The 22,556-nt window shown below is 44.1% G+C and carries 20 protein-coding genes; 1 reads left to right on the plus strand and 19 read right to left on the minus strand.

Annotated features, from left to right (window positions below; all coding sequences use genetic code 11):
• The 17 genes from G5B06_RS09975 to G5B06_RS10055 all read right to left on the minus strand — a co-directional run.
• Nucleotides 1-1,498, minus strand: a 1,498-nt coding sequence (locus G5B06_RS09975) for an ArdC-like ssDNA-binding domain-containing protein (protein WP_173771940.1), incomplete at its 3' end; no start/stop codon positions are given.
• Nucleotides 1,499-1,557: 59 nt separating this feature from the next.
• Nucleotides 1,558-2,682, minus strand: a complete 1,125-nt coding sequence (locus G5B06_RS09980) for a helicase (RefSeq protein ID WP_244094549.1) — start codon at nucleotides 2,680-2,682, stop codon at nucleotides 1,558-1,560.
• Nucleotides 2,679-3,068 (minus strand): AAA family ATPase, encoded by a 390-nt coding sequence (locus G5B06_RS09985; protein ID WP_173772004.1) that lies wholly within the window; start codon nucleotides 3,066-3,068, stop codon nucleotides 2,679-2,681. The genes G5B06_RS09980 and G5B06_RS09985 overlap by 4 nt, the downstream gene beginning before the upstream one ends.
• Before the next feature lie 30 nt (nucleotides 3,069-3,098).
• A complete protein-coding gene (locus G5B06_RS09990) occupies nucleotides 3,099-3,563 on the minus strand; it encodes a hypothetical protein (protein ID WP_173771942.1) in 465 nt (154 codons plus the stop codon).
• Nucleotides 3,521-3,970: a hypothetical protein gene (locus G5B06_RS09995; protein WP_173771944.1), complete on the minus strand. Its 450-nt coding sequence runs from the start codon at nucleotides 3,968-3,970 to the stop codon at nucleotides 3,521-3,523. Before G5B06_RS09995 ends, G5B06_RS09990 begins: the two co-directional genes overlap by 43 nt.
• Nucleotides 3,971-3,975: 5 nt before the next feature.
• Nucleotides 3,976-4,797 (minus strand): helix-turn-helix domain-containing protein, encoded by an 822-nt coding sequence (locus G5B06_RS10000; protein WP_173771945.1) that lies wholly within the window; start codon nucleotides 4,795-4,797, stop codon nucleotides 3,976-3,978.
• Nucleotides 4,772-5,596 (minus strand): hypothetical protein, encoded by an 825-nt coding sequence (locus G5B06_RS10005; RefSeq protein WP_118071652.1) that lies wholly within the window; start codon nucleotides 5,594-5,596, stop codon nucleotides 4,772-4,774. The genes G5B06_RS10000 and G5B06_RS10005 overlap by 26 nt, the downstream gene beginning before the upstream one ends.
• 165 nt (nucleotides 5,597-5,761) lie before the next feature.
• On the minus strand, nucleotides 5,762-7,459 hold the full coding sequence (locus G5B06_RS10010) for an AAA family ATPase (RefSeq protein ID WP_173771947.1): 1,698 nt from the start codon (nucleotides 7,457-7,459) through the stop codon (nucleotides 5,762-5,764).
• A gap of 85 nt (nucleotides 7,460-7,544) precedes the next feature.
• Complete coding sequence (locus tag G5B06_RS10015) at nucleotides 7,545-8,585, minus strand: M48 family metalloprotease (protein WP_173771949.1); 1,041 nt, start codon at nucleotides 8,583-8,585, stop codon at nucleotides 7,545-7,547.
• Between the two features lie 84 nt (nucleotides 8,586-8,669).
• Nucleotides 8,670-9,248: a MarR family transcriptional regulator gene (locus G5B06_RS10020; protein ID WP_173771951.1), complete on the minus strand. Its 579-nt coding sequence runs from the start codon at nucleotides 9,246-9,248 to the stop codon at nucleotides 8,670-8,672.
• A gap of 267 nt (nucleotides 9,249-9,515) precedes the next feature.
• Nucleotides 9,516-10,727, minus strand: a complete 1,212-nt coding sequence (ilvA, locus tag G5B06_RS10025; protein WP_148447143.1) for a threonine ammonia-lyase — start codon at nucleotides 10,725-10,727, stop codon at nucleotides 9,516-9,518.
• A gap of 5 nt (nucleotides 10,728-10,732) precedes the next feature.
• The gene (ftsY, locus tag G5B06_RS10030; protein ID WP_148447145.1) at nucleotides 10,733-11,671 is read right to left on the minus strand and encodes a signal recognition particle-docking protein FtsY; all 939 of its coding nucleotides are present in this window, start codon (nucleotides 11,669-11,671) and stop codon (nucleotides 10,733-10,735) included.
• A gap of 18 nt (nucleotides 11,672-11,689) precedes the next feature.
• A complete protein-coding gene (smc, locus tag G5B06_RS10035) occupies nucleotides 11,690-15,250 on the minus strand; it encodes a chromosome segregation protein SMC (protein ID WP_173771953.1) in 3,561 nt (1,186 codons plus the stop codon).
• A gap of 14 nt (nucleotides 15,251-15,264) precedes the next feature.
• Nucleotides 15,265-15,945, minus strand: a complete 681-nt coding sequence (gene rnc / locus G5B06_RS10040; RefSeq protein WP_021977667.1) for a ribonuclease III — start codon at nucleotides 15,943-15,945, stop codon at nucleotides 15,265-15,267.
• A complete protein-coding gene (locus G5B06_RS10045) occupies nucleotides 15,935-16,183 on the minus strand; it encodes an acyl carrier protein (protein WP_148447149.1) in 249 nt (82 codons plus the stop codon). Before G5B06_RS10045 ends, rnc begins: the two co-directional genes overlap by 11 nt.
• A 44-nt stretch (nucleotides 16,184-16,227) precedes the next feature.
• Complete coding sequence (gene plsX / locus G5B06_RS10050; protein ID WP_173762615.1) at nucleotides 16,228-17,274, minus strand: phosphate acyltransferase PlsX; 1,047 nt, start codon at nucleotides 17,272-17,274, stop codon at nucleotides 16,228-16,230.
• Nucleotides 17,275-17,522: 248 nt separating this feature from the next.
• Nucleotides 17,523-19,355 (minus strand): ABC-F family ATP-binding cassette domain-containing protein, encoded by a 1,833-nt coding sequence (locus tag G5B06_RS10055; protein WP_148447153.1) that lies wholly within the window; start codon nucleotides 19,353-19,355, stop codon nucleotides 17,523-17,525.
• Nucleotides 19,356-19,871: 516 nt separating this feature from the next.
• Between G5B06_RS10055 and G5B06_RS10060 the strand changes: the two genes are divergently transcribed.
• Nucleotides 19,872-20,600, plus strand: coding sequence for a LytR/AlgR family response regulator transcription factor (locus tag G5B06_RS10060; protein WP_021977671.1), 729 nt, complete (start codon nucleotides 19,872-19,874; stop codon nucleotides 20,598-20,600).
• On the opposite strand, the gene G5B06_RS10065 is transcribed toward G5B06_RS10060, so the two are convergent.
• Entirely contained in the window at nucleotides 20,539-22,221 is a 1,683-nt protein-coding gene (locus tag G5B06_RS10065; RefSeq protein WP_173771955.1) for a sensor histidine kinase, read from the minus strand. The two genes, G5B06_RS10060 and G5B06_RS10065, sit on opposite strands and share 62 nt — an antisense overlap.
• Nucleotides 22,222-22,261: 40 nt before the next feature.
• A complete protein-coding gene (locus tag G5B06_RS10070) occupies nucleotides 22,262-22,438 on the minus strand; it encodes a hypothetical protein (RefSeq protein WP_173771957.1) in 177 nt (58 codons plus the stop codon).
• Between the last annotated feature and the right edge of the window lie 118 nt (nucleotides 22,439-22,556).

Here is a 22,556-nt window from a genome sequence, read left to right on the forward strand (position 1 = left end):
TCTGGTAAATTCCATAGCGGTTTCCATCACTTTCTAAAAGAAGTGTTTCTTTGATTTTTGCTTTTTCTTCCGGTGTCATAACCGTTTCCTGACTTCTCCGGTAATTTTCCCATTCAAATTTCGTCACTCCGAATAATCCGTCATGCTGTAAAATATCCAGTTCCAGATTCATAATTCTTTGCAACTGTTCCTGACCGCCAACTGCTCCGGTCAGTCCATAAACCGTTACTCCCTCATGGTGCAATTCCACTGCCCGTTCCCTGGTAAGCGGAAGCATACTTTCTGAATAAAATCCGGCTTCATGCAATTCTGATAAACCGATCATCGAATCCGGCAGACTGTCAATCTGTTTCTCCGCTTCTCCAATCAGTTTTAGTACCGCTTCTCTGTTTCCATCCAGAATAGATTCAGCAAGGCTCTCTGCCAGTTTTTCCGTTGCTTCCCTATTATCCAGTCTATAAGCAAAATTCACGATAAGGTTCCTCTGGTCATTACTGAAAATCGTCCGTTCCTGTTCAAGCCGGTTGATGGTCTGCTCCGCATACTGCATGGCACTCAGTTCTTCTATCTGCTCCACAGCAGTTACTTCCTGCTCTGGTCTTTCGACCTGAAGTTCCTTGAGTTTTTCCTCAATCTGTCCGATCATATCAGCAGAAGTCTTACGAATGGTGTCCATAGAAGCACGAAGCTCTTTCATATTTTTACCGGAAGACCAGCTCGCAATATAGGAAAAGGAATACTCTGATGTATCCAGTCCAAAATGGTTGCATACCACATAGGCAACACTTTCAGCTTCCACTTCCCTTGTAAGCTGGTCTTTTACAATGCCCTCCGCTTCCATCTGGTCACGATCATGCAATACTGCATGTGCCGTTTCATGCACCGCTGTTTTCATGGTCTGTGCTTCACTCATGCCAGGCTGGATAGCAATATATTTATCGACAAGCTGATAAAAGCCTTTCGCCTCCCCATCAATCTCAAGAAAGCGGATAGGAACCGGGGCAACCCTTTTTAATGCTTCCATAAAATCATGGTAGATCAGAATATCCCCCTCCAGTTCTGATACCTCAAATTCTGGAATTGGTTCTCCTGTGGTCTGGCTGACATCAAATACTGTCGTGACCCGGAATTTTGTAATAACACGCTCTATTACTTCTGTTTCCGGCTGTCCATCTTTCCCAATCACAATCTCTCCTGTTTCCGGATCAGTCTTTTCAATCTCCTGTTTCTCTTTATATGGAGCCGGGGCAATAATCTGGATGCCTTTTTCCCCTCTTTTTACCTGTCGGTTGAATTTCTTCTGCCATGCCTGATACCCCGCTACCAGTGTTGCTTCCGGTTTCTGCATAGCGATCAACAATGTATTATTAAAACTGTAATTATGGAACTTTGCCATTGTATTCAGATATTCCGTATATTTTTCTGATGTGAATATTTCTGCAACACCCTGTTCCAACTGCTCTGTAATCTGCTTTAACTGTTCTTCTCTGTTTGCCATAATCAAATCCTCCATAGAAAAATCCCGCCAAAGCTATGGTCACTCTGACGGGATACCCTTTATAACTCCTGTTCGTGTTTCTTTTTTGGTTTCTGCTGTATTTCGCCTGTCTGCTCCTGCTGTTTCTGTTCTTTCAGCCTTTCCAGAATAGATGTTTTATGAACACTGTCAGCAATTCTGTCCTGTCGTTCCTCTGTCACGTTTACTTCCGGATTTTCCCCAATGCCCTCATCTGCCAGAAGATTTTCTCCCCCTTTCTCATCCATGTTCAGCATGGCATTTAGTTCTGCCAGACGTTCCATTTTTTCACTCAGTTCCGCTTCTTTCGGGAATGGCTTCTGCACCTCTTCCTGTGCGGTCTTTAACTGCTGTTGTACCGTTTCCAGATTCTGCTCGGTATCTGCCAGCTTTTTCTCGATTGCAGAAAGTGCATTATGAATCCTCTGGATATTGCCCAGAGTATCCTTTCCGAACTCAATCTTATAAGAACATTTTCCCTTGATCGTCATGGTATAAGTATTCGACAGGAAATTATATTCTGAAGAAAGTGCAAAACCATGATATTCTCCAATCTGCCCGGCTGATTTTACGGACTTCAAACCGGATGCTGCTGAAATAAGTGCAACTCCCGCTTCTTTTTTATCCGTATACAGCTTTCCACCGACTGTCATTGCAAAGTGGTCATTATCCTGTAAATCTATTCTTTTTACTACATCTGCATCCACACGCATACCGGCAATCTTTTCTTTTAATGCGGTAATCTGCACCGGATACCTCTTTGCAATATCCGATTCCAGACGATAGATCTGACTGGTGTGGTTTGCTTTCAGTAGTTTCAGCTTACTTACCTGCACATCCAGATCCATTTTTTCCTTGATGTACTCGTTTCCTGTTGCCAGTGCTTTAATCTCTGCATATGACAGGGCTGTATCATCTACATCCTCACAGGCACGAACCGGGGATTTACTGGTCATGATCTGCGAAATAAACTTCTGCTTGTTTTCCAGAATCTGCCACATGTACGAATCGAATGTATTTTCCGTTACATACCGGAAGATTTTTACCTTATCATTCTGATTTCCCTGTCTTAGAATACGTCCCTCCTGCTGTTCCAGGTCAGACGGCAAGTCCATATGGACAAAAAGTGAAGTCCCTAGTAGTGCGAATACCGGGGACTTCTTCATGCTTCTCTGAGAATCGTATTGGCATCTTTACCATACGTCTCATCCGCAGCCTCCCAAACTCCACAATCCTTCAACACCACAACCGACTCTCTCTTCACCGAATTAATCACCTCCGGCGCATGTGTGCTTACAATAAACTGTACTTTCGGAAAAATTTCCATTAAATCCTTTAAAATACGTTTCTGCCAGGTGGGATGTAAATGAAGGTCCACTTCATCAATCAAAACAATTCCTTCTGTCTCTGTTAATACATTATCTAACAACTGCGGATTCAGAAGAGCCATTCTGTACGCAATATCGGCAATCAGACTTATGGTACATCTGTATCCGTCACTGAGCAGAGAAACAGGAATCCGGATATGTTTCTTATCTTTGTCATAATAAATAACATCAAGATCCCCGGTATCCGGATTATACTATACTTTCACATCAGAAAATCCCGTAATCGATGCAAACACCTTTTCCAATGCAGTTCTTACCGCTGTAAATTCCGGAATTTCCTGTTTTCTCTGAAATTCCTGTAGTGTCATTTTCTGAAACCATTTCATCATCAGTTTGTCATTGGCAGCGCCATCCAGACTGTCAATATATCCGTTACTTCTGTTATTCTTTTCGAAAGTATCACCCTTTTTCTCCTTATGCTGAGCCCAGAGCCGCCCTGTTCCGTAATAGGAAATAATCGGAAGCTTTAGTTCTCTGTCTCCGCTTCTCATTCTCTCCTGATAGGACTCCGCTACCAGAGTTAACGGCTTTGCCGATGCAAGTCCTCCTCTGCCTTTTGCGGAATTCAGGTTTCTGGTCCAGGTAATTTCTTTTCCATCAACATCACCAATTGCCGTTATTTCAACAGGAAACTTTCTATGTGGCTCTGTCCTCTCCACTGGATTTCGATTCCCAGATTTTTTCCGTATTTTTCAATTCTGAGCTGATGTTCTGGTTTGTCTTTGTCTTTTGCACTGCTGGCGGAGAATTCTTTATTGATATAGAAAATTATCCGGTCAATTCCGGCATATTTGTTCTTGGCCCCTTTGATTGCGTCTTTCAGGTCCTGTTCTTTGGATGACATCTGCGTTCCTGCGTCATAGTATTTGGCCTGGAATCCGACTTTATGGCCATCGGCTGTGTTGGCAGGCTGTGTTTCGATGTAGGGTTGGTTGTAGTATCGGAAGATTCCGTAGGTCTGTTTGAATTCATAGCAGAATAGGATGTAGGCGAGGCCTTCGAATGCGGGGCGGGGATCTGTGGAAAATTTGTATTCGAATGCTTTCCAGTCGACGGGTCTGTTCATATATTTTACTTCCATCTCCTTTGTTCAATATCACTTTTCATAAACAACCGATACCGCTGACCTTCCTTCACAGCAGTAAGCTTCCCTCTTCTTACAAGGTCATCGATGTTCTGCTTGGAGCATCCCAGTTCTTCTGCCGCCTGGGCGGAATCTATGATATGGTCGCTTATCATGCTCTGAAGTTCACTGCTGGTAAGTGGAATCTTTTTCCCTGCTCTATGAAGTGTTTCTCTTGGAATGCACAGACTTTCGCTTTCTCCCCAACAGATTCCGTAGCCTCCTGTTTCCACTTTGACTGAACGGAAAATTTTTTCATTATTTAATACTGGTGTAAAGTGTCTGTCTGAGCCAACCAGATCTTCTAACTTACATTTCCGGACGGAGTCATCGTAAAAGGATATCAACAGTGTGTAATTTTTCAGTGGGAATACATCTTTTACTTTTATGGTATTTCTTTTTATGATATAAGCTGGAAGATTTTTTTCTGAGATGGGTGTCAGGTAGTAATAGTCCTGTGCACAGCGGCCGTCGGTCATGGCAAGGAGTTTGAACTCGTCATAGCTGTCTAGGCCATTGTCTTTCAGGATTCTTCCGAGATTTTGCCGGTCCTGAGGGATAATCCTCTGCTGTACCCAGATTTTACTCCAGTATGCATTTATGGTCTTTTCGCCGCGTTTCAGGCGGGAGGAAAGAATCAGGGGTGTTTCCCAGATGTCTGCATCGTCCGGGAGTTCTATATAAAATCGCTTGTCTTTTTCATAATAGATGAGATAGGCGAGATTTTTTCTTGTTTTGTCTTCTTCATTTCTGATTACAAAAATCTTCATAGTATAACCACCTTTTCCAGATCATGTTCCAGATTTTTTCCTGTAAATACCGGGGAATAATGCCATCCAGTCCTTCCAATAATATTGCTTTATGTTTTTCCTGTAAGGGATGCAGCTGAGGCATTTTCTCCCGGGGAATCAACTGCAGGTTTTGCTGTGCATAATAGGAGCCAACAAAACATTGTACCGGCCTGTCCTGCATAATATCAAATTTTTCGACTGCTTCTTCTGTATGACAACTGAACAGCAACGATAAGCCATGGTCAAAAATTGGTGCCAGACGCAGCGTTTTTTCTTCGGAATTGCGTAATACCTCGATATTTGCCCCGTGTCTGTCACGATTTAGAATAAGGAAATCAACTACCAGCATTTCATATACATATTTTTCCCATCCATTGCGTATACAGAATTCCATTGGTGTTTCATGAGCCAGATGTTCTGCTTCATAGAATGTATCCAGTGCTGCTTTGTTTTCTCCTATTTTCTTGAAATCTTCGGACATGCATAAGTACGTATCTATATTTTTATCATTTACGGTTATTTCTGCATGAATCAAATCGTAATGAAGGTGCTCTATTCCCAGAATATTCAGAAGTCTGTCTGTAATTAGTTCATTTACACATTCGTGTCCTATTATTCCATTTATACCATCATAATTAGATAATTTATAGTATTTCTTTGGTTTTTGTAAGTCGTCTGTTGCTTTCAGAAAAGAACCTGCTGTTCCGGATGAGGATCGGATCTGTGACCATTGAAGATATTTCAGGTCTTGTTTTTCGTGAATGATACGGGTACTCATGCATGACCTCCTTTTTGTTTTATTATATGATTTTACTTGTTTTACGTCAAGTTTTTAGCAATATAAAAGGTAGTCTCAGAATGGTTTGGTCTCTGAGGCTACCTTTTTCATCCAACAGTTTTTTCGGCCCTAATATAGTTCATATTTTAATTTTTATCTTCTGCATTATGAAGTACCTATCACCACCCTACAATCCTTCTTATAACAAGCAATCCCATACTTAATAATCGACCGCATGCCATCGTCCTCCAATTTTGCAGCATATTTCCGCTCCTCGATCTGCCGCAACGCTTCTGTGCAGGCATCCTTCATTTTTCCATTTTCGGCATACTTTACCTCAATGACAATGCCGGTCCGGCTTTCTGGTATTTCTATCAGAATGTCACTGTAGCCGGTGCCGGATTCTGCGTTTGACCGGATGATCCAGTTATCTTTGTATCCGAGAAGTCCTAAAAGCATTCCGTGATAAAAGTTTTCTTTCTTCGCAGTGGCTGTATCACGGATGCTTATTGTATTCCACAGATAGTTTCCAAAAAGCTCTTCTATTTTTTCCGGATTCTGTTCTGAAAAAGCATTACAAAACTGATTCAGGGTGTCGCCATCCTGCCTTGAGGTCTGCCGGAACCACTCTCTGATCTGCTTTATGAAAAGATTTTTCACTTCCAGATTTGGGATCTTCAGACGGAACTGATTTTCTGCTGTTTTTCCTTTCTGAGTCAGATAGCCGGTGGTAAAAAGCACACTCCACAGATTCTCGATGCTGCTGTCCAGCTCATTATATGTCAGTTCCTGGTGGATTTCCTTTGTTACAGTCTCTCCTGCGATCAGTCTTTCGATGTCGTTTTTTGTCTGACTGTCTGCTCTGTTGATAAATCTTCGTACAATTGCGTTTCCACTGGTATTGGACCAGTAATCTTCCGGTTTGGCGTTGGGATCTGCATATAATTTTTTGCAGTAACAGATTACGTCCCACGGGCAGTATACTTCTGTGTTTCCAAACTGATAACCGTCGTACCATTCTTTGACTTCTGTATAGTGTCCGGATAAATCGTAATAGTTTAACATATCCTGTACTTCTGTATCGGTAAAGCCAAAGTATTCGTCGTACTGCACATCCAGTACCGATAATACTTCAAAATTGTTCAGGCCTGTAAATATACTTTCCTTGGCAATTCTCAGACAGCCAGTTAATACGGCAAAGTAAAGATTCGAATTTGTTTTTAATACATTACCAAACATGTTTCGGATCAGAGATACCATTTCCTCATAGTAGCCATTCTGAAAAGCTTTATCCAGGGGTACATCGTATTCATCAATCAGAAGAATGACTTTTTTTCCATAATGTCTGCAAAGTAAGGAAGATAAGGTTAACAGTGATTTTTCCATTGCTGAGTATGACATTTGAAAATCACCGGTGTCAGAAACCATTGTCAGGGCTTTATACATTTTTTTATCTGTTTCTGATAACTCAGGGCTTTTTTCCAGAAAAGAAAATCTTAAGGCTTCTGCACCGATCGCATATTTCATTGCCGCACAGGCGCTCTCAAAGTTCATTCCTTCAACGTTCTTTAAACTGATGGAAATTACGGGAAAATGTCCCATATATTTTTCGCAGAATTCTCTGTCTTCGGAGATCTTCAGGCCTTCAAATATTTTGGGATCTGTCCCGATTTCAAAAAAGGTCTGAAGCATATTCATGTTCAGAGTTTTTCCAAAACGCCGTGGGCGGGTGATAAGGTTTACTTCGCTCCAGTTTTGGATTAGACTGTGAATCATTTCTGTTTTATCGACATAATAGAAGTTGTTTTTGATTATTTTTTCGAAATTATCTATTCCTACTGGAAGTTTCTTTTTTTCTGGCATTGAAGCACCTCCCAAAACAAAAAATGGTTTCACGATATCATTATTTACTATAAATATGATATCATGAAACCTTTTTCACGTAAAGTTATACTCCCTGACGAAGAAACTCTCCGTCTTCTCCAAGAAAATATGACAGGGATTCGACATTGTCATTTTTATAAATTGTAACATACGAATATCGGTTATATTCATCTACCAGTTCATTCCAGCCATTTACCAGTGCCCGAATATGCATAGCGCCTTTTTGGGTTCCTGCAATGGAAAAGTAGCTGTCCCGGTATTTTCCTTTTCCAAGAGCCCGTTTTTCGTAGGAAATCATCGCATCGAATCCGCTGCTGATAAGTTCCCGGATAAGCTCATTATCTCCTTTAATTCTTATAAGTAAATCACAGATCGCAAGACTGCAGTAATACATCCGGATGCCGGGGTATGGATGATCATATGATTCTATATCTTTTTCCTGATAATTCGAGAAATCTCTGTTGGAGTTTTTTGCAAAGACATCGAAGCATAAATAAAAAGATAAAAACAAAAGATCAAAGGTTGCACTTAATACCTTTCTGTCTTCTTTCCAATATCCAAGTGTAATGGCCGTATTCAGCATTGCGGCATAATAATCTGCGTCAAATTCTCTCAGCTGTGTGAGCCAGTTATCTTTATTTGTTGTCTCGTCTGCATATAATTCTTCTATGAAATTGTCTTCTGAATTTGCCAGAACATGTCCATGGACAATATGTCCGAATTCATGGGCAATGATAAAATTCAGCATGGACTGATACAGCTCTTTTTTATAACTGTCTTCTTTTTCTTCTGACAGGTGAAATACTTTTCTGAAATTTTTATTACCGATGAATTCTTCGACTTCTTTCCAGAAAGCGACACAGAGTCCTATTGTCAGTACTATGTAGTTTTTTCCTTCGTATTTCTTTGCAAATGCATTTACTCTGATGTCATTTACGATCCAGACGGAGACCTGCATTTTTTCAAATACGTCTTCGGATACCCATGTCTTGATTCCTGGTCTCATTTCGGATAGCAGTGGGTTGGTGATTTCTGCTATGGAGTAGAAATCCGGGATGTATTCTAGAAGTTCGATTTCGGCTTTGTTTATTTTAATTTTCTCCATTACTCTTTTTTTATCTCCATTAAACTTTTCGTAATTTAAAAGTTATCTTTTTATTAACAACTATTTCTGAATCTACATTATTTCCTAGTCAATATTTTCTATCTTAGTTCTAATGTATTCTTGTCCTTCACTGGACAATTCATAAAAAACGCAATTTTCACATTGAATTCCATTAACCAATCCAGCATTCTCAAGAGCCTTTAACGTATCTGCAACTGAACTTTTTGAAATACCCAGTTCTGTTAGATCTTTATATCTTGCATGCAAATGTTTATATAAAAATTCCATGATATCTCTAGCATCTTTATGTTGAGCTTCTATAAATTTTGTATTTACCTTTACCTTTTTATTAATAGCAAGATTTTGGTAAATTTTATTAAAAATATTATATTGATCTACTATTTTCGCTGAAAGAAGCAGAATCTGATCAGCAGATTTATTCAATTCCTTTGTCATTTCTATTCTTAATTTACGTTGTTCTTCTAACAATTGTTTCATTTTTTCCAAATTATTTTCTTCATATGCCATTAAATACGAATCTGAAATGGAAATCAATAAATCTCGAAATAAATCTTCTATAGCTCCATCCACAACTACTTTATTTCTGTTATTTTGGTTAACGCATTCTTTTAATTCTGCAATATAATATTCCATTTCTTTCATCTTGCCACCTCATTCTCCATAAAACTTATAGAAATCCTCATATTATATAGTTGTCTTAGCTCATTTCTCATTCCTCCAATTACTACTCAGTTTACTACATTTCATTACAAATTTCATTCTATTTTCATCGACAAATTTCGACTCTACCCATACCAAAGGTTTCCACTTTCGGAATTTTCCAGAAATTTTTCAACATAAAAAACGCCCCAGATTCATCATAACTCTGAGACGTTTTCCACATTTGCTTTTATTTAGCTCTATCTTTCTTTACAATATCGCCCGCACAACCCTAGGCTTGCATCCAGCCTTCTCCAGTGCCGCAACAATCTGATTCTTATGATCTGTTCCGAATGCTTCCATGGTGATTCGAAGTTCTACGGCTGCGTTTCGGTTGGTGCTTACGAACTGGTTGTGATCCAGCTTGATGACGTTGCCCTGGTTCTCGGCGATGACGCTGGCTACTCTTACGAGTTCGCCTGGCTTGTCCGGGATGAGGACGGAGACGGTGAAGATTCGGTCTCTCTGGATGAGGCCGTGCTGTACAACGGAGGACATGGTGATCACGTCCATGTTTCCGCCGCTTAAGATGGAAACGATTTTCTTTTTCTTCACATCCAGGTGACGGAGAGCTGCTACGGTAAGGAGGCCGGAGTTCTCTACGATCATCTTGTGGTTCTCTACCATATCCAGGAAGGCTACGATCAGTTCGTCATCATCGATGGTGATGATATCGTCCAGGTTCTCCTGGATGTACGGGAAGATATTTTTTCCAGGGGTCTGTACTGCGGTACCGTCGGCGATGGTGTTCACGTGAGGAAGGGTTACAACCTCACCTTTTTCCAGGGATGCCTTCATGCAGGCTGCTCCTGCAGGCTCCACGCCGATGACCTTGATATGTGGGTTGAGGAGTTTTGCAAGGGTGGAGACACCAGTTGCAAGTCCGCCGCCGCCGATCGGAACGAGGATGTAGTCTACCAGCGGAAGTTCCTGTACAATTTCCATAGCGATGGTTCCCTGTCCGGTTGCTACTGCCGGGTCATCAAACGGATGAATGAAGGTGTAACCTTTTTCTTCTGCGAGCGCAAGTGCGTGTGCACAGGCCTCATCGTATACGTCACCGTGAAGGATAACTTCTGCGCCATAGCTCTTGGTGCGCTCTACCTTGATCAGTGGTGTGGTGGTCGGCATGACGATGACTGCTTTTACTCCGTATTTATGTGCGGCATAGGCAACACCCTGTGCGTGGTTTCCTGCGGATGCGGTGATCAGACCCTTGTTTCTCTCTTCATCGGAAAGTGTGCTGATCTTATAGTATGCGCCACGTACTTTGTAGGCACCGGTACGCTGCATGTTCTCCGGTTTCAGATAAACCTTGTTTCCTGTCATGTCAGAGAAATAACTGCTGTATATCAGCTTTGTTTCCTGTGTCACTTCTTTTACTTTGGCTGCCGCTTCTTCAAAGCTCTCTAATGTAAGCATCTGTATTAGCTCCTTTCTTCTACGTCAAAGAGGGCGTTTACAAATGCGTCTGCGTCGAATTTCTGCAGGTCATCGATGCTCTCGCCTACTCCGATGTATTTTACTGGTATGTCAAGCTCGGACTGGATCGCTACGGCGATTCCACCTTTGGCTGTACCATCAAGTTTGGTAAGAATGATTCCGGTAACGTTGGCTACCTCGGCAAACTGTCTTGCCTGAGAAAGTGCGTTCTGGCCGGTGGTTCCGTCAAGGACAACCAGAGTTTCCAGATAAGCTTCCGGGTACTCACGTTCCAGAATACGGTAAATTTTGCGAAGCTCTTCCATAAGATTCTTCTTGTTGTGAAGTCTTCCTGCTGTATCGCAGATCAGCACATCTGCGTTTCTGGCCTTGGCTGCTGCCACCGCATCATAGACAACCGATGCCGGGTCTGCACCGTCCTGTCCGCCGATGATCTCAACACCTGCACGGTTGGCCCACTGTGTCAGCTGTTCTCCTGCTGCCGCACGGAACGTATCTGCCGCACCAAGGATTACTTTCTTTCCCTGATCCTTCAGTTTACCGGCAAGTTTACCTACGGAGGTAGTTTTACCAACTCCGTTGACACCGATCACCAGGATTACGGATTTCCGGTTCTCGAATTCATATTCTGTGCTTTCCACCTGCATCTGCTTCTTGATGCTGTCGATCAGAAGCTGCTTGCACTGAGCCGGCTCCTTGATATGCTGCTCGGCCACCTGTTCCTTCAGATGTTCCAGAATGGAGGTGGTTGCGTTGATGCCGATGTCTCCCATGATCAGAATTTCTTCCAGCTCTTCATAAAAATCATCATCAATACTGGAAAAACCGCTGAAAATGGAATCAAATCCGGCAACGATATTGTCTCGCGTTTTGGTAAGTCCGCTTACCAGACGTTTAAAAAATCCTTTTTTTTCTTCTGCCATACTGCTTCATCCCCTCTGCTACCGGGTAAGCTGGTTCTCTACCAGATCTACTGATACCAGCGTTGATACCCCTTTTTCCTGCATGGTAATTCCATAAAGGCGGTCTGCCGCATTCATGGTACCACGTCTATGTGTTATTATAATAAATTGTGTGTTCTTCGTCAACTTCTGTAAATATCCTGCAAAACGGCCTACGTTGGAGTCATCCAGAGCTGCCTCGATCTCATCCAGAAGACAGAACGGTGATGGTTTCAGGTTCTGGATGGCAAAAAGAAGGGCAATGGCTGTCAGTGCCTTCTCTCCACCGGAAAGCTGCATCATGTTCTGGAGTTTTTTTCCGGGCGGCTGGGAAATAATTTTGATTCCTGCCTCCAGAATGTCCTCGTCTTCCGCAAGTTCCAGAGTTCCCCGGCCTCCGCCGAACAACTCTTTAAAGGCTTTGTCGAATTCTTTTTGGATCTCTCCGAATTTTTCGGTGAACTGTTTCCGCATTCCCTCATCCAGCTCCTGAATGATCTGTTCCAGCGTTTTTTCCGCTTCCAGAAGATCGTTGTACTGGCCACTTAGGAAGGTATGACGTTCCAGAAGTTCTTTGTAATCTTCAATGGCATTGACATTGACAGAACCAAGGGAGCGGATCTCTTCTTTTAGCTTGTGGATCTGCTGTTTCATCACATGGCGGTCACTGAATTCTTCTTTTCGGTACTGCAGCGCATTATTCGGGGTGATCTCGTATTCCTCCCACATGTAGGAAATACGGGCTTCCCGGTTTTCTTCGATCTTTTCTGCCTGAGTTTTCAGACGGAAACATTCTTTGTCCAGAAGGCTGATCTGATTGGATAATTCATCCCGTTTTTCAAAGAACTCTTTATGGCTCTTTGTGCTTTCTTCTTTTTCCTGCTGCAGTTTTTCAAGCTGTTTCTGGGAAGCTTCTTCTTTTGCGGCAAAACTTTCGATCTCAGCCTGGACATTTTTGATCGTTTTTCTTTTTTCTGCAGTTTCCTGGCTGCCTTTTTCCAGGGAATCCAGAATTTCTTCTTTTTCTTTTAAAAGAACATCGATCTCTTCTTTCAGACGTTTCAGGTTCTCCTTTATGAAGCTTTCCTTCTGCTGGGATGCGGATGCGTCCAGACGGATCTTTTCCAGAGTTTCCAGGGTTTGTGCCTCATCCTTTTTCCAGTCTTCCAGTTCCTTCTGTCGGGTTTCGATGAAGGTTTCCAGCTCTTTCTCATCCTTTTTGGAAGTTTCCAGTTCCTGGGTGATCTGGGCGTTATCTGCCTGCATTTCTCTTGTCTGGCGGCGGATTTCTTCCTCTTCCCGCTGGATTCTCACATAACCGCCCCGGATTTCTTCTGCTTTTTTCTCCAGCTGCTCGATGTTCATTCTGGCTGTATTCTGCCCGATGGACTGCTCCTGAAATTTCTGCTGCAGAGAATTTACGGTATCCCGCATTTCATTTCGTTTCCTGCGGTTATCCTCCATGGACTGACGGATTTCGTTGTACCTGACCGCAAGTTCTTTCACTTTCTTTTCCAGTTCTTCAATCTCACGGCGGCGGCCGAGAAGATTGCTGTTGTTCTTAAAAGCTCCACCAGTCATGGAACCGCCCGGGCTTAAAGACTCGCCCTCCAGAGTTACCATTCGGATACTGTGGCGATATTTTCTGGCAATGGCAATGGCGTGGTCAATGTTATCCACAACCAGCACCCTTCCAAGAAGATATCCGATCAGTCCTGCGTATTCTTTGTCGGCAGTTACCAGTCCGCAGGCAAGGCCGATGGCTCCTGGCTCATTTAAGGCTCCCCTCTGGGCGAATTCGCCTCTCTGGGAAATACTGTTTAAGGGAAGGAAGGTAGCACGTCCGTACCGGTTTTTCTTCAGGAATTCGATCATTTCCTTGGCTGTCTGCTCATTGTCTGTGACAATGTTCTGGATGCTTCCGCCAAGTGCCGTCTCAATGGCGATCTCGTAGTTTTTTTCCACATGGATGATATCTGCCACAACACCGCGGATGCCCGGTACATGGTCTTTCTGCTCCATGACACGGCGGATGCTGTTTCCGTAACCGTCATAACGTTCCGTGATGTTCTTTAAAGATTCCAGACGGGAAGCCTCTCTGTGGTAAGCTCTCTGGCTTTCTTCCAGCTCTGTATTTTGCTGTTTCAGGGTTTCCTGGATGGCTTTGATCTCTTTTGTGAGCTGGCTTCCTTCTTCCTGGATGGTCTGAATGGCTTCGGTGATGGTATCGTACTCTTTTTTTGCCCGGCTGATGGCTGACTGCTGTTCTTCTTCCTGTGTTTTCAGGGAAAGCATTCTCTGGCTGATTCCGGCTTTCCGGATATCCAGCTGTTCCATCATGGCATCAAAACGCTGGGCCTTACCTTTGGTGTTTGCACGGGAGTTGAGGATTTCGATAATTTCGTTTTTTCCATCTTCTACTGCCTGGGTACATTCTTCAATGTTGCTCTGGATGTTATCCAGCTTTTCCTGCTCGTCGGAGAGCTCTTTGCTGATCTCGCGAAGCTTTGCCTGCAGGTCTGCTCTCTGCTCTTCCAGTTCCTCTTTGTCTGCGGATTTTTTCTCTGTATCTTCCTGGATAGCCAGAAGACGGCTGCGGTAATGGCTGTCGTTCTGCTCGCCTGCAAGGATCTGTTCATGAAGGACATTGATCTCACCAGAAAGCTGCTGCTTACGGATGGCACGGTCCCGGCTTTCTTCCCGGAGAGTGTCCATACGCTGATTTAGCTCTTCCAGAGATTTTTCCAGGCGCTCATACTCCTCTTTTGTGCGGCTGTGGGCGTCTTTTGCCTCCTGTAACTGGTTTTCCGCGATTCTGGTCTTTTCTTCCAGCTCTTTGATCAGATTGCCGGTGTGTTCATATTCCAGAAGGAACATGTTCACATCCAGCTCTTTCAAGCTTTCTCTTTTTGCCAGATAGATCTTTGCAGTTTCAGACTGACGTTCCAGAGGTTCCAGCTGTTTGGTCAGCTCGCTTAAAATATCGGTGACACGGACCAGGTTCTGCTGCTCTTCTTCCAGTTTTTTCAGAGTGGTGTTTTTTCGTCTTTTGAACTTGACGATTCCTGCTGCCTCGTCAAAAAGCTCACGGCGGTCTTCCGGCTTGCCGCTTAAGATCTTGTCGATCTGGCCCTGGCCGATGATGGAGTAGCCTTCTTTTCCGATACCGGTATCATAAAACATCTCATTGATGTCTTTCAGACGGCAGGAACTTCCGTTGATGCGGTATTCGCTTTCTCCGGAGCGGTACAGCCTTCTGGTTACGGTTACTTCCTCAAAATCCACCGGAAGTTTGTGGTCACTGTTATCCAGAGTGATGGCCACCGATGCAAAGCTTAAGGGCTTTCTGAGTTCTGTTCCGGAAAAAATAACGTCCTGCATATTTCCGCCTCGCAGCTGCTTGGCACTCTGCTCTCCCAGAACCCAGCGGACTGCATCGCCGACGTTGCTTTTTCCACTGCCGTTTGGGCCTACAATGCCGGTGATTCCGTTATGAAATTCAAAATTGATTTTCTGTGCAAAGGATTTGAATCCCTGCACCTCTATATTTTTCAGATACATTGGACACCTGCTGTTTATTTGATCCTGCGGATCGCCTCAAGGGCTGCGGCCTGCTCTGCCGCTTTCTTGGTATGTCCGGTTCCGGTTCCCATACTTTCTCCGTTGATCAGGGCTTCTACGGTAAAGCTCTTGCTGTGATCCGGTCCTTCTTCTTTCAGAAGACGGTATTCCACCGGATGGTTTCCGCCTTCCTGTACCATCTCCTGCAGTACGGTCTTGCTGTCATAAAAAATTCTCTTGTCTTCCAGATCATTGAGGATAAATTTCAGAACAAATGTCTGGGCCGGTTCAAAACCGCCGTCCAGATACATGGCTCCAATAAGGGATTCCAGTGCGTCGGATACGATGGAGTCACGTTTCCGGCCACCCATCATCTCCTCACCTCTTCCAAGAAGAATGAACTCCGGAAGGCCGAATTCTCTTGCACAGTAGGCAAGGCTCTTTTCGCATACCATGCTGGCACGCTTTTTGGTAAGTTCTCCCTCCTGGTTGTTGCGGAATTTTTTGTACAGAAAGTCACTGCTGATCAGTTCCAGCACTGCGTCACCCAGGAATTCCAGACGCTCATTACAGCCAAGTTTTCCAAGATGTTTCTCATTGGCATAGGAGCTGTGTGTCATTGCCTGTTCCAGCAAAGATTTTGCAGTAAACTGATATCCGATGGTCTGTTCCAGTTTTTTTAAATTATTTTCCATTTCTTTTTCCCTTCGTTGCGCGGCGAAGAGTCTCCACTGCATCGGAAATGGTTACAATCTCTTCTGCATCCTCTGCATCTATGTGGATATCGTAGGTTTCTTCCAGATCAATAAGCATCTGGAAAAAATCGAGGGAATCCATGCCCAAGTCATCCACAAAGGTCGTTTTTTCCGTAAGGGGATCTACGGTTCTTCCCAGAGTTTTTTCTATGATTGTTTTCAGTATTTCCAGTTCCACGACTGTTCGCCTCCTGTTCTGTCTGTAATAATTTCTGTTCTGTTTTATTTTTCTTCGGCTTTTGCTTCTGCCTGTGCTTTCTGTTCGGCCGCAATGAATTCTTCGATCTTTTCGTTGATCTTTTCTTCCTTAAACTGCTCGCACTGGAAGATGGCATGACGGATTTCCACACTCTTTGCGCTTCCATGGCTCTTTACTACCAGGCCTTTCAGTCCAAGAAGCGGGGCTCCGCCGTATTCGCTGGCGTCAAAGGCTTTCAAGGTTTCCTTGAGGGCCGGTTTCACCATCAGGGCTCCTACTTTGCTTCTAAGACTTGTCATCATGCCTTTTTTGATCATGGATACCATAGTAGCTCCCACGCCTTCATAAAGCTTGAGGATCACATTTCCCACAAATGCTTCACAGACAACCACATCTGCGTATCCTGCCGGGATATCTCTTGCCTCAATGCTTCCGATGAAATTAATATCTTTGCATGCTTTTAAGAGAGGGAAAGTGGCCTTAACCAAGGCATTGCCTTTTTCTTCCTCTGCACCGTTATTTACGATGGCTACTCTTGGTTTCCTAACTCCCACTACGTTCTCCATATAAATGGAACCCATCTGTGCAAACTGTACCAGATGGTTCGGTCTGGCATCTACGTTGGCGCCGCAGTCGATTAGAAGGGAAACTCCTTTGGCTGTCGGGATCAGCGGGGCAAGAGGCGGTCTCTGGATGCCTTTGATCCTGCCTACAATCACCTGTCCGCCTACCAGAACTGCTCCGGTGCTTCCGGATGATACGAAGGCATCTGCCTCCTGTTTTTTTACAAGATTTAAGCCTACTACAATGGAGGAATCTTTCTTTTTCTGGATCGCCATTACCGGAGGCTCTGCGGTCTCGATCACCTGAGAAGCGTGTACCACACGGATTCTGTCTTTCGGGTAATCCTGGTATTTCTGAAGTTCTGCCTTTATCACATCTTCCTGTCCTGTGAGGATAACCTGAATGTTATGTTTCTCTTTTACGGCTTCTACGGCTGCCTTCACCGGCTCTACCGGGGCATTGTCACCGCCCATTGCGTCTACAACGACTTTTACCATTTCTGACATATGTTGTCCTTTCTCTGTCCGAAAACCTTTTCGGAATGCATATGGTACACTGTAGTGAAAATCCTCAGACCCAGCGGTACAAGGATTTTCACTGCAGAGTACCAAAACAAATGTACCGTTACTTATGATACTAAAATTCTGCCCGGGAAGTCAATACGTTTCGCGCAAACCCTGAAAATAAAACAGTTGAAAACAGAGAGCTTATAGCGGTATTCCCCGAAATGCTATAAGCTCTCTGCTGATATATCTTATTCTTTCTGCGCCTCGATCTGTTCCGCAAGGTCGTTTAAATACACCCAACGATCCATTTTTTCATCCAGCTTCTGCTGGGTTTCCTGCTGTTCTTCGGAAAGTTCCCGGAGTTTTCCGGCGTTGGTGGCATTGACTGCCATTTCTTTGTCGATCTGTTCCAGACGTTCCTCCAGTGCCGCAATGTCATCATCGATGGTTTCAAATTCTTTCTGTTCTTTATAGGTAAATTTCAGCTTCTGTTTCCGGTTCTGTTTCCAGGTATCTGCTGAGGATTTCTTTTTTTCCGGTTCCGGCATCTCGTCCTGGCTGCTGCCTGCCATATCCGAACGTGTTTCCAGTGTCTGGCCTTTTCTGGCTTTCGCTTCCAGATAATCGGTGTATCCCCCTTCATACTGTACCAGCTGTCCATCCCCCTCAAATGCCATAATGCGGTTTACCACATTGTCAAGGAAATAACGGTCATGAGATACGGTAATCACAATACCGGAAAAAGAATCCAGATAATCTTCCAGGATAGTCATAGTAGGGATATCCAGATCATTTCCTGGCTCATCCAGGAGCAGGACGTTCGGTGCCTCCATCAGGACTTTCAGAAGGTACAGTCTTCTCTTCTCTCCTCCGGAAAGTTTTTCTACAGGTGTGTACTGCATGGCCGGGTCAAAAAGAAATCTCTCCAGCATCTGGGAAGCGGTGATTCTTCCTTCTTTCGTCGGAACATATTCTGCCACTTCGCGAATATAATCGATCACTCGCTGTCTTCCATCCATATCCGGAACGTTCTGGGCGAGATATCCGATGCGGATGGTTTCGCCGATCTGAATTTCTCCGGAATCCGGAGCAACCAGTCCTTCTACCATCTTAAGGAGGGTGGATTTTCCACAGCCGTTGGGGCCGATGATTCCAAGGCGCTGATCTCTTAGAACAATATAATCAAAATCATTGATCAGAAGGCGGCCTTCTATGGATTTACTCACGTGATGGAACTCTACGGTCTTTTTGCCCATACGGGTTTCCACGGAGTCCATCTCTACATTCTGATCTTTTACCGGAGTTTTTCCTGCTTTCAGTGCTTCCAGACGGTCAAGCCTTGCCCTCTGCTTGGTACTTCTGGCCCGGCAGCCTCTCGCCGCCCATTCCAGTTCCATCCGAAGGACACTGCGGCGTTTACGGTCGCTGGCAAGCTCCATCTCTTCTCTCTGGGCTTTCAATTCCAGAAACCTGGAGTAATCTCCTGCGTAGGAATATAATTTTCCGTGGCTGATCTCCAGGATACGGTTGGCCACACGGTCCAGGAAGTATCGGTCATGGGTAACCATGATCACAGTTCCACGAAAATTCCGAAGAAAGTCTTCCAGCCAGGTAACCATCTCCCCGTCCAGGTGGTTGGTAGGCTCATCCAGGATCAGGATGTCTGCCGGATTTAAAAGCATTCTGGCCAGTGCCACTCTCTTTTTTTCACCGCCGGAAAGATTATCCATATTGCTGTTCTGGTCTGTAATTCCAAGCGTGTTCAGCATACGGCGTGCCTCGCTCTCCGTACTCCAGTCTTTCTGCCATTTGCCCTCTGCCACATAGTCCAGAATGGTCATATGCTGTGGAAATTCCGGAGTCTGGGGAAGCCAGCTGATACGAATTCCGTTCTGAGTGATCACCTGGCCTTCATCCGGTTCTTCTTCTCCTGCAATGACCCGGAGCAGGGTGGTTTTTCCTGTTCCGTTGACACCGATGATTCCGATCTTTTCTCCCTGATCAATGCCGCAGGAAATATCGTCAAAAATTACCTTGTCTCCAAAAATCTTGTGGATATGTTCTATATTAAGAATGTTCATGTGTGTTTCTCCATTTTCTTTTTTCGTAAGTTCCTGCAGATAAAGATATCCGCATTGGCTTTTTCACTCTACAACGAATAATAACGAATTTCCTGCTTTCCGTCAAGAAGCATGTATTTTTGGAACGGGGAAAACGGCTGCGTTTCATGCTCTGAAATACAGCCGTTGTTGTAAGGGTTTTTTTAAGGGTTTTGTCTGGATTTTTGTTGACAGTTTCTCATGTCGCCAGTTTTCTTTTTTACTTTCCGTATATCTACCGCCTTTCTTTTTGGATGACATCATTGTAAAAAATTTCCCGGCAAATGACAACCAACCTGTGACGAAATGACGTTTTCCATGATATCTTGCACTCTTTTTCCAGAATTTACTAATGATTTTGAGAGAATATGAGATCTTACGACATTTCTCTACAAAATCTCCCCCGTAAAACTTATGTAAAATCGTAAACTGCCTCTGGACATTCCGAAAAGTTATGCTATACTACCTTTACACTTATTTCTCCGGAGGTTACAGATTTTGAATATTGCTATTATTGATGACATTGCATCGGACGCAGAACAGCTGAAACGCATTATTACTTCTTATTTTGAAAACAGACAGATTCCCACGGAAATCCGGTACTTTTCCAGTGCGGAGGCTTTCTTTGACGATTACCGGCCCGGAAATTTCCAGATCCTGTTTCTGGATATCTATATGGATGGCATTACCGGCATGGAAGCAGCCAGAAGAATCCGAAATCAGTCTGATGACTGCATTCTTGTTTTTGTGACTACCAGCAGTGAATTTGCGGTGGAAAGCTACGACGTAAATGCCGCCTACTATCTTCTGAAACCTTTTCAGCCGGAAAAGCTGTGTCAGATTCTGGATTCTTTTCGTCTGAAAGAGGCTCTTCATGCACGATATATCGAAATTATTTCTGATCGTGTTCCTGTGCGTGTGCCGCTGCACAGCATTCTGTATGCAGATACATTCCGCAATGCCGTCTGCCTGCATACAGATGCCGGCCCGCTGCGTTCTTACCTTACATTCCATAAATTTGAGGAGCAGATCCGTGACTGCCACAATTTTCTCTCCTGTTACCGTGGATGTATGGTAAATATGGACCGCATCCAGGAAGCCACCGACGACGGATTCCTTCTGGATAACGGAGAAACTGTCCAGATCCGGAAACGTGGTTCTGCCGCTATCCGAAAAGCTTATCTTCAGTATCTTTTTTCGTCAGGCGAAGGAAAATCTCTGCCTTAAAAATCCCATTATGGTCCTGAAAGTCTGCAAGACCACCATAACGTGCCGCAATCTCCGAGATGGATGCGGTTCCGATTCCCTGTCCGGAATGTTTTCCGGAGAAAATTCCGTCCCTGCCTCTTCGAAGAGAACCTGTACAACTATTTTCTTCTTCGATCAGCAGTTTATTATTTCTGGCCCGGATCTGTACCCGGATAAATCTCGGGCTGCCATCCGGGCACCTTTCGGCTGCCTCAACTGCGTTTTCCAGCAGATTTCCAAAAAGCCGGCAGAAGTCTGTATCTTCGATTCCTGTATTCTCCGGTGCCTCCACCTGGCACTGAAAAGAGATTCTTTTTTCCCGGCAGATCTCCTCATAATAATGAAGAATTGCATCGGTTACCTGATTTTTACAGTAGGTCTGATATGTAAGCCTCTCCTGAAACTCCCTTGTATACCGGCAAAGATACGTCTGCATTTCCTCATACTGTTTCTGTTCCAGAAGGGCAGCCAGCACCCGGAGATGTTGCCGCATATCATGACGGACACGGCTGGTTTCATCCATCTGCGCTTTCAGTTTTTCGTAATGTTTTTTCTGAGCAAGCAGACGCAGTTCTGTCTGTTTGCTGTATATCTCATAGGTGAGACGGATTTTGTACGCTTCTGAAAGATCTCTCCACAGCACGCAGGCAAACGCAATGGCCAGTACCATCCCTCCGGTCTCCGGAAACCGGCCTCCGATGATAGGTTCGTAAAGAGGCCAGATCCGATCTGCTGCAAGGGAACAGGCGTAAACCGTTGTTCCCACCAGAACAATTTTCCCATATCCGCAGTCAGTTTCCCCGAAAGTATTTACCAGCATATAAAACGCCGCAACCCATTTGACAGCTTCGCTGATCCAGGATGCTTCATAGAAAATTCCTGCTGAGGGAAGAATATCCACAAAAATTTCCAGAAGAAAAGCTGCCACAATCCAGACATCAATCATAAGAGACAGATATGTCCTGGTGCGGATATGTACTGTAAGCACTCCAAACATGACGCAAATACAAAATGCCATGGCAAATCCGCTCCCAAGTACCCGCAATCCTCTCTGCATATTGATCTGAACCGGGGACCCGAACACCGGAATATACTGAATTCCGGATTTGACATGGTTTTTGTCTGCCACTGCTATGACAATTTCCGCCATTTCAGATCCCTGAAATGTAAAAACACGGTTCATAATCTGCTCTTTATAAGTTTTTTCATCCGGATCTCCCACTTCTCCTGCCAGTTCTCCGTTGATATAAATCCGGTATGCGGAAAAGACCTTCTTAAGAGAAAGGGCCCATGTCTGTTCTTTTTTCGGCAGAATCAGAATCATCTGATAGGTTCCGCATCCATAGGGAGAGGCATTTTTGTCACCCAGTTCCATTCCTCCGTATTCTCCAATGGAAATATACCGGCTATAATATCCGGTGTTTTCTTTCAGCATATCTGGAGTAAGAAGTTTCCCCGGAAAATACTGCCATTCTCTGGCCAGATAATGCAGTTTCCCCGCTGCTTTTTCCTCATCCAGACAGAGAATTCCCTGAATGGGCTGCTCTCCTCTGGCCGTATATTCATTGTTCATGCGGTACATCAGAAAAAATGCCGTCATGGATAAAATCACTGTAATTCCGAAAATAAGAGTCCACAGCTTATTTTTCTTCTCTATGGCTGCCACCCCGCTTTCCGGATCGGTTTCGGATTCCCACCGTCAGGGCTGTGATTGCTGCCATTGCCGTTTTTATGGCGTACCTCATGCAGATCCCCATAACAATCACTCCAAGTACTGATAAAATCCCATATCTTATTGTTTTTCGCAGATTGTGCATGTGATTCATCCCCTTTTGTGCTGTTTTAAATATCCATCTATATGCGTCCAGAATACCGCTTTTTCTCTTTTCAGGCAATGAAATCAATTCGTAATAAATCGACATTTTCCGAGAAAAA

The sequence above is a fragment of the Blautia luti genome (assembly GCF_013304735.1).
Lineage (GTDB): Bacteria > Bacillota > Clostridia > Lachnospirales > Lachnospiraceae > Blautia_A.

What these genes read in the sequence shown, in the direction of transcription:
- G5B06_RS09980 (WP_244094549.1), bottom strand. Translation starts at nt 2,682, where the DNA reads ATGAAGAAGTCCCCGGTATTCGCACTACTAGGGACTTCACTTTTTGTC.
- G5B06_RS09995 (WP_173771944.1), bottom strand. Translation starts at nt 3,970, where the DNA reads ATGAACAGACCCGTCGACTGGAAAGCATTCGAATACAAATTTTCCACA.
- G5B06_RS10000 (WP_173771945.1), bottom strand. Translation starts at nt 4,797, where the DNA reads ATGAAGATTTTTGTAATCAGAAATGAAGAAGACAAAACAAGAAAAAAT.
- G5B06_RS10005 (WP_118071652.1), bottom strand. Translation starts at nt 5,596, where the DNA reads ATGAGTACCCGTATCATTCACGAAAAACAAGACCTGAAATATCTTCAA.
- G5B06_RS10010 (WP_173771947.1), bottom strand. Translation starts at nt 7,459, where the DNA reads ATGCCAGAAAAAAAGAAACTTCCAGTAGGAATAGATAATTTCGAAAAA.
- G5B06_RS10015 (WP_173771949.1), bottom strand. Translation starts at nt 8,585, where the DNA reads ATGGAGAAAATTAAAATAAACAAAGCCGAAATCGAACTTCTAGAATAC.
- G5B06_RS10020 (WP_173771951.1), bottom strand. Translation starts at nt 9,248, where the DNA reads ATGAAAGAAATGGAATATTATATTGCAGAATTAAAAGAATGCGTTAAC.
- ilvA (WP_148447143.1), bottom strand. Translation starts at nt 10,727, where the DNA reads ATGCTTACATTAGAGAGCTTTGAAGAAGCGGCAGCCAAAGTAAAAGAA.
- ftsY (WP_148447145.1), bottom strand. Translation starts at nt 11,671, where the DNA reads ATGGCAGAAGAAAAAAAAGGATTTTTTAAACGTCTGGTAAGCGGACTT.
- smc (WP_173771953.1), bottom strand. Translation starts at nt 15,250, where the DNA reads ATGTATCTGAAAAATATAGAGGTGCAGGGATTCAAATCCTTTGCACAG.
- rnc (WP_021977667.1), bottom strand. Translation starts at nt 15,945, where the DNA reads ATGGAAAATAATTTAAAAAAACTGGAACAGACCATCGGATATCAGTTT.
- plsX (WP_173762615.1), bottom strand. Translation starts at nt 17,274, where the DNA reads ATGTCAGAAATGGTAAAAGTCGTTGTAGACGCAATGGGCGGTGACAAT.
- G5B06_RS10055 (WP_148447153.1), bottom strand. Translation starts at nt 19,355, where the DNA reads ATGAACATTCTTAATATAGAACATATCCACAAGATTTTTGGAGACAAG.
- G5B06_RS10065 (WP_173771955.1), bottom strand. Translation starts at nt 22,221, where the DNA reads ATGACGGCATTTTTTCTGATGTACCGCATGAACAATGAATATACGGCC.
- G5B06_RS10070 (WP_173771957.1), bottom strand. Translation starts at nt 22,438, where the DNA reads ATGCACAATCTGCGAAAAACAATAAGATATGGGATTTTATCAGTACTT.